Raw genomic sequence first — 6,000 nt, 5'->3', positions numbered from 1 at the left:
AAACGCGATGCTGCGGCCCGTAATGGTGTCTGCTTATAGGAGATTGATTGGTATTTATCGGTGCATTAACGTAATTGAAAATCGGTGAAGGTTTTTTTAGCCATAGGCGAAAAAGATAAAATAAAAAAGTCTCCTGTTACAGAGACTTCTTTTATCTGATTCGGCAGATCATATTGCTGGCAGGTTGCTCCCCAGCAGAGCCTGTTTCCTCTTCTGATCTGCAAAGGAAAATTAAGAAAACATGGTCACGGTTTGCTTAGTCATTTATATATTATAACTTTATATAATCTATTACCACGCTTTTTAGGACTTTTTGCCTTTCTGTAGCAGATTTTCATCATAGGAGATTTCTTTTATCTGATTCGGCAGATCATATTGCTGGCAGGTTGCTCCCCAGCAGAGCCTGTTTCCTCTTCTGATCTGCAAAGGAAAATTAAGAAAACATGGTCACGGTTTGCTTAGTCATTTATATATTATAACTTTATATAATCTATTACCACGCTTTTTAGGACTTTTTGCCTTTCTGTAGCAGATTTTCATCATAGGAGATTTCTCCTCACACCACCCCATGCCCCCACCGGTTCGTCGAAATGACAATTTGATTTTTGAATAAGAACCTACTCCTTCTTTTCTTGCTTCTTTGATCTTGACTTCTTGACTCTACCTTTCACCGCCTTTATCCCCTACTTTACCGACATCTCCCCTTACATCGCCAACAATTGATTGACCCGCCTGCCCTGTTGCTGTAGTTTTGGGTAACATTAAAACTTAAAGCGATGAACAACGATATAATAAACACCGAAAACAAAAGAAATGGCAAAATCATGTTAGGAATAATTTTACTGGCCGCCGGTGGTTTATTTCTGATAGATCAGCTCAATGCCTTCCTTATTCCCGACTGGCTTTTTAGCTGGCCAATGTGGTTCATAGCCTGGGGCGCTTACATGGGTGCCAAACATGACTTTAAGAAACCATCATGGATCTTTATGATACTGTTAGGCATCATATTCCTGGTAAATGATAACGTTTATAACGCCGACCGCATAACCTGGCCAATTGCATTGATGCTGCTTGGTACCTGGATAGCCATCAAACCGGCCAAACAAACCGACCGGGACTTCTGGGAAAAGAACGAAAAAGCTAAACAACACTTCGACTTTGAACAACCCAAAACCGAAGCTTAAACTCAATCATCCATCATATATCAAAGCCGGGGCATTTTTAAAAAGCCCCGGCTTTTTGTTGATATTTCCGGGTGTTCAACTGTTTTAGGTGTAAACACTTGTATTTTTTACCGAAAGCAAACAGCATTACTAATCAACAACTTAGCTTTTTCATTTATTTTCAATTCATCAAAAATGAACACATCAACGCTGACAATCAACAACTTATTTTTTTTAAAAATAAAAAATTGAACACCCGTTTTTCAAAAGTTGAACACCCTGTTTTTTTGAAAGTGGAACACTGGTTCGTGTCCCTGAATGCATCGAATATTTATGCTACTTACTGATATAAAACCATGGCATTTTAAAAAGTCCGGGCTTTAGATTTATGTATACAGTATCCCCAACTTTGGCCTGGTAATAAAGCGATTTGGATACTTCGGTTTCTTCGCTTTCTTTCGGCCCCCATTTGCTTAGTGTTAATTCATATGAAGTATGTTTCCCCGTCAATACCCTTTGGTTAAGCACCCGTGCTGTGTACACTTTTGGTTCGGCGTAATCAAAATTACAATTGATCAGGATAGGTGCTGTAAAACCATATAACAGAACAAACATCACAGCGCTGAACCAGGTAGTTCTGTTGGCACGTGCTTTTTCCTTCGCGCTCATTATTATCCCAATAAAAGCTGCGCCTAAAACAACCATAATTACGGCTGCAGGCAAAAGTGCATCTGTTAAATGCATTAACTTAAAATCAACAAAAGTTCTTACCAGAAGCGCAAACGGCGGCAGTATAAGTGCAGTGTTCAGTGATGGATATATAGCCTGTTTTTTCTTATCGGCACTGTTAAGCGTAACCACATCTCTCTTTGAATAAAACACAAACATCACTACTAAAGGCCACACAATGCCTGTTAAAACAGCAAAATCATAAGGCCGGGGATATATAAACACCCAAAAGCACACAGCTGCTCCGGCATAATTAAAGTACGAGCAAAATCGCTTTAACCGTTTTAACTCGGCCAACCGCTCTTCGCCGGTGTAGCCGTAACTATCGTCATTTTGGATCTCCTCTATTCCTATCCGTTCCTGTTCGGCATCAAGATCCTTACAATTTGCCAATATCCATTCCAATATCTCGCGATGGTCAGAAAAGTAGCTGTAATCGCTTAAAACTATTGCTTTATTTGATTTATCGACAGGCCGTATTGTTATCCTTTTACCCTGGGCGGTATCGTAACCTTTAATATCATTCGTCAACAGTTCCCGGCTGCTAAAATATCCTACTCTTTTTATACCGTTATTGGATATAATTATCTTACTTGCTTTTAATTCGAGATAACAATAAATACCCAGCGCTATCAGCGCAATACCGATTAACGACAGCCACCAACTTTTATCGGCTATAGAAGTATAAGTCAGATAAGCCCCTCCGATGATCATCGTCGCAATAAAGATGTATAAGAATATTTTCCATCCAATACTGAGGGTGTATTCCTTTTCAAACATCGTGCCGCGGATTGGGCTAAAGTCCTGTTCCATTTTTTAATATGATAAAGTTTAGTACGGTTATTTACGATAAAAAACCGTCACAACATACAAATTTTTATTTTTGCCGGATGTTAAAAAATCAACCGCAACTTTTTCACCGCCAAAACATCCCCTTTTACCGATTTCTTTAAATACATCGCCAATTTTTGTTTGGCTCAACTATAATGTTACCTTAGTTTTGGATATGATTTCAATTTGCAGATAATACAATGAACAACGATATAGAACGTCCAAAAGATCCTAACAAGGGCAAGTCTGTTGCCGGGATCATTTTACTTGCTGTAGGCAGCATACTGCTGCTTCAGCAATTCAACCTCTTCTTTATACCACATAATATTGTTTTGTGGCCATTTTGGCTTGTCTTCTGGGGGCTTTATATTGGCTCAAAGCATCAGTACAAAAAAGCCTCATGGCTTTTGCTGGTAGGCTTAGGTGTATTGCTTCTGCTCAGCAAAAACATCAATAATTCCGACCGTATTCTTTGGCCCTTAGCTGTAATTGGATTTGGTATGTGGCTGATATTAAGGCGCAACAAACATTTTGATCCGCAGCAATGGAAAAACGATTTCAAAGGAGAAAAATGGACCAACTGGGATAAAAAGGAGCCCTTCCAATTTGAAAAAGCCGAAACTGTTGACTACACCGTAAAAGAAGAAGGCAGCGAGATCCCCCCGGTTGATCCCTACGCTCAAAAACAACAGCAATACAACACCAAATATTCCGGCGATGATTATATCGATACCGTATCCATTTTTGGCGGGGTTAACAAAACCATTCTTTCCAAACAATTCCGCGGAGGCGATATCGTAAACATATTTGGCGGCGCCGAACTTGATTTTACCCAGGCAGATATTAACGGCCGTATCATCATCGATATTACCCAGATCTTCGGCGGCACCAAAATCATAGTGCCATCAAACTGGCAGGTAGTATCCGATCTGGCTGCGGTTTTTGCCAGTGTTGATGATAAACGCATCAGAAGCACCGCAAGCGTAGGCAGCGAAAAGGTGCTGGTACTTAAAGGGGTATCCATATTCGCGGGGGTAGATATCCGCAGTTATTAATTAAGGCAGCTAATTACGAAAAGCATAAACAACATGAACTGGTACGTAGCAAAATTAGTTTTCAGGGTGATAAGCGGGGATGGCGACCATCAGGCACAATTTGATGAGCAATTAAGATTGATCAGCGCAGATAATGAACTGGTGGCTTATGAAAAAGCCAACCGGATTGGTCACGCCAACCAGGATAGCTTCAAGAATATTGAAAAGCAAACCGTTAAATGGCAATTTATTGATGTAGCCGAGCTTAACCAGCTTGGCGAACTTACCGACGGCGCCGAATTGTATTACAACATACACGAAACACCCGATGCCGACCTGTACATTGCCTGGGCGCATCATAAGTCGGCCTTATTGGGCATCAGAAATTAAAACTTAAACCACAGAAAGCAACCCGTTTTGGAAGTTCCATCAATACAAACATCAAAACTATATGCGGCATTTGTAATATGCGGTGTGGCCTGGGCTGCATTACAAACTTACATCATTCATAGTTTTGGTTTTTTATGGTTCACCGCCGCAACCGATGGCCTGTTGAGCGCCGTGTTGCTTTCATGTGCCTGCTGGCTTATCAACAATAACTTACGCTACTATCAGCCGGGTAAGGGCAGCTATATTAACCTGTTTATCTGGTGCGTAGCACTTGCAGGGATCTGCACGGCCGGCTGCCGCTACCTGTTACCGCTCATTAACAGCGACACAATTTACACCGGTTTCCTGGCCCAGTCGTTAACCATCCGCTTTTTTACCGACTTTTTAGCTATCGGCTGGATGGCCATGATCAGCTTACTGTGGTTTTCACAGCTCGACCAGAAAGAAACCCTGAAACGCAAAACCGAAGCCGAGCAGTTGGCCCGCGAGGCCGAGCTTTATAATCTGCGTCAGCAATTACAACCCCACTTCTTGTTTAACAGCTTAAACTCGATTAACGCGCTTATTGGTTTTAAGCCCGACGAAGCCCGCAGAATGATCCACCAGTTATCCGACTTCTTACGCGGAACGCTTAAAAAGGATGATCAGTTACAGGTTAGCCTTACCGAGGAATTGGCACATCTTAATTTATACCTCGATATAGAAAAAGTACGCTTTGGCCACCGTTTACAAACCGAAATAAGCTGTGACCCCAAATGCGGAACCGCCATACTGCCATCCATGCTGCTACAGCCTTTGGTTGAAAATGCCATTAAATTTGGCCTGTACGACACCATAGGCGAAGTTACAGTGAGCATTCGCGGTGAAATTGAGGATGGCTACCTGAACTTAATGGTACAGAACCCATATGACCCACAAACATCGAAACCAAAAAAAGGTACAGGTTTTGGTTTGCGGGGAGTGCAACGGCGATTATATTTGCTGTATGCCCGCAATGATTTAATGGAAACCCATGCGAGCGATGATCTGTACACTACCATTATAAAAATACCGCAACTATGAAGCGAGCTTTAATTATTGATGATGAACCTTTAGCCCGCATGGTTGTAAGGGAATACCTGCTTGATTTTAAAGACATTGAACTGATACAGGAATGTAACGACGGCTTTGAAGGCCTCAAAGCCATTCAGCAGCACCAGCCCGACCTGGTTTTTTTAGATATCCAGATGCCTAAAATTACCGGCTTCGAAATGCTTGAACTGGTTGAACAACCTCCTGCCGTAATATTTGCCACCGCATTTGACGAATACGCCATCAAAGCTTTTGAAGCCCACGCGGTTGACTATTTATTAAAACCATTCAGTAAAGAACGGTTTAATAAAGCGGTTGAAAAGTTCCTGGCCTCAGCCGCGCCAAAACCTGCCGTTAAGCAAACGGAAGAGTTGCTGGAGACCGCCGCTACCCAGTCGCCCGCCCAGCATGAGCGTATTGTGGTTAAAACCGGCACCAAGGTAAAGATCATCCCCGTTGCCGATGTTGAGTATTTACAGGCCGATGATGATTATGTAAGTGTGATCACCAAAGAAGGCTCGTACCTCAAAAACAAAACCATGAGCTTTTTTGAGCAAACCCTTGATCCTAATCATTTTGTTCGAGTTCATCGTTCCTACATCGTAGCTATACAACAAATCACCCGTATCGACCCATACGAAAAAGACGCGCACCTGGCCATCCTGAAATCAGGCGCTAAAATCCCGGTAAGTAAAACAGGGTATGTGAAGTTGAAACAGGTGCTGGGGATATAGAACCAACTGCTTACAACAAAAAAATGTCATTGCGAGGAGGGACGACGA

The 6,000-nt window shown here is 42.0% G+C and carries 7 protein-coding genes; 5 read left to right on the top strand and 2 right to left on the bottom strand.

Annotated elements, in window-relative coordinates:
* Positions 1-776: 776 nt before the first annotated feature.
* Positions 777-1,184: a LiaF transmembrane domain-containing protein gene (locus FHW88_RS23495; protein WP_090528441.1), complete on the top strand. Its 408-nt coding sequence runs from the start codon at positions 777-779 to the stop codon at positions 1,182-1,184.
* A gap of 315 nt (positions 1,185-1,499) precedes the next feature.
* On the opposite strand, the gene FHW88_RS23490 is transcribed toward FHW88_RS23495, so the two are convergent.
* Both FHW88_RS23490 and FHW88_RS23485 read right to left on the bottom strand, forming a co-directional pair.
* A complete protein-coding gene (locus FHW88_RS23490; RefSeq protein WP_176628082.1) occupies positions 1,500-2,705 on the bottom strand; it encodes a hypothetical protein in 1,206 nt (401 codons plus the stop codon).
* Positions 2,706-2,732: 27 nt separating this feature from the next.
* Positions 2,733-2,873 carry a hypothetical protein gene (locus tag FHW88_RS23485; protein WP_176628081.1) on the bottom strand — a complete coding sequence of 47 codons (141 nt, stop codon included), beginning with the start codon at positions 2,871-2,873 and terminating at the stop codon, positions 2,733-2,735.
* A gap of 50 nt (positions 2,874-2,923) precedes the next feature.
* On the opposite strand from FHW88_RS23485, the gene FHW88_RS23480 reads away from it, so the two are divergent.
* Genes FHW88_RS23480 through FHW88_RS23465 form a run of 4 tightly spaced genes read left to right on the top strand, consistent with a single transcriptional unit; the run spans position 2,924 to position 5,952 of the window.
* Positions 2,924-3,778 (top strand): LiaF transmembrane domain-containing protein, encoded by an 855-nt coding sequence (locus tag FHW88_RS23480; RefSeq protein WP_176628080.1) that lies wholly within the window; start codon positions 2,924-2,926, stop codon positions 3,776-3,778.
* A gap of 33 nt (positions 3,779-3,811) precedes the next feature.
* Positions 3,812-4,147, top strand: coding sequence for a DUF4288 domain-containing protein (locus FHW88_RS23475; protein ID WP_090528450.1), 336 nt, complete (start codon positions 3,812-3,814; stop codon positions 4,145-4,147).
* 27 nt (positions 4,148-4,174) lie between these two features.
* Entirely contained in the window at positions 4,175-5,209 is a 1,035-nt protein-coding gene (locus tag FHW88_RS23470; protein ID WP_218117274.1) for a sensor histidine kinase, read from the top strand.
* Complete coding sequence (locus tag FHW88_RS23465; RefSeq protein ID WP_090528453.1) at positions 5,206-5,952, top strand: LytR/AlgR family response regulator transcription factor; 747 nt, start codon at positions 5,206-5,208, stop codon at positions 5,950-5,952. The genes FHW88_RS23470 and FHW88_RS23465 overlap by 4 nt, the downstream gene beginning before the upstream one ends.
* Positions 5,953-6,000: the final 48 nt, after the last annotated feature.

The organism is Mucilaginibacter sp. SG538B, from assembly GCF_013376065.1.
Taxonomy (GTDB): domain Bacteria; phylum Bacteroidota; class Bacteroidia; order Sphingobacteriales; family Sphingobacteriaceae; genus Mucilaginibacter; species Mucilaginibacter rubeus.
Note: the sequence above shows the minus strand (reverse complement) of the source record. Positions and strands in the feature narration are given on the sequence as shown.

Excerpts from the sequence above, each read along its gene's own strand:
- FHW88_RS23495 (WP_090528441.1), top strand. The coding sequence starts at position 777 with ATGAACAACGATATAATAAACACCGAAAACAAAAGAAATGGCAAAATC.
- FHW88_RS23490 (WP_176628082.1), bottom strand. The coding sequence starts at position 2,705 with ATGGAACAGGACTTTAGCCCAATCCGCGGCACGATGTTTGAAAAGGAA.
- FHW88_RS23480 (WP_176628080.1), top strand. The coding sequence starts at position 2,924 with ATGAACAACGATATAGAACGTCCAAAAGATCCTAACAAGGGCAAGTCT.
- FHW88_RS23475 (WP_090528450.1), top strand. The coding sequence starts at position 3,812 with ATGAACTGGTACGTAGCAAAATTAGTTTTCAGGGTGATAAGCGGGGAT.
- FHW88_RS23465 (WP_090528453.1), top strand. The coding sequence starts at position 5,206 with ATGAAGCGAGCTTTAATTATTGATGATGAACCTTTAGCCCGCATGGTT.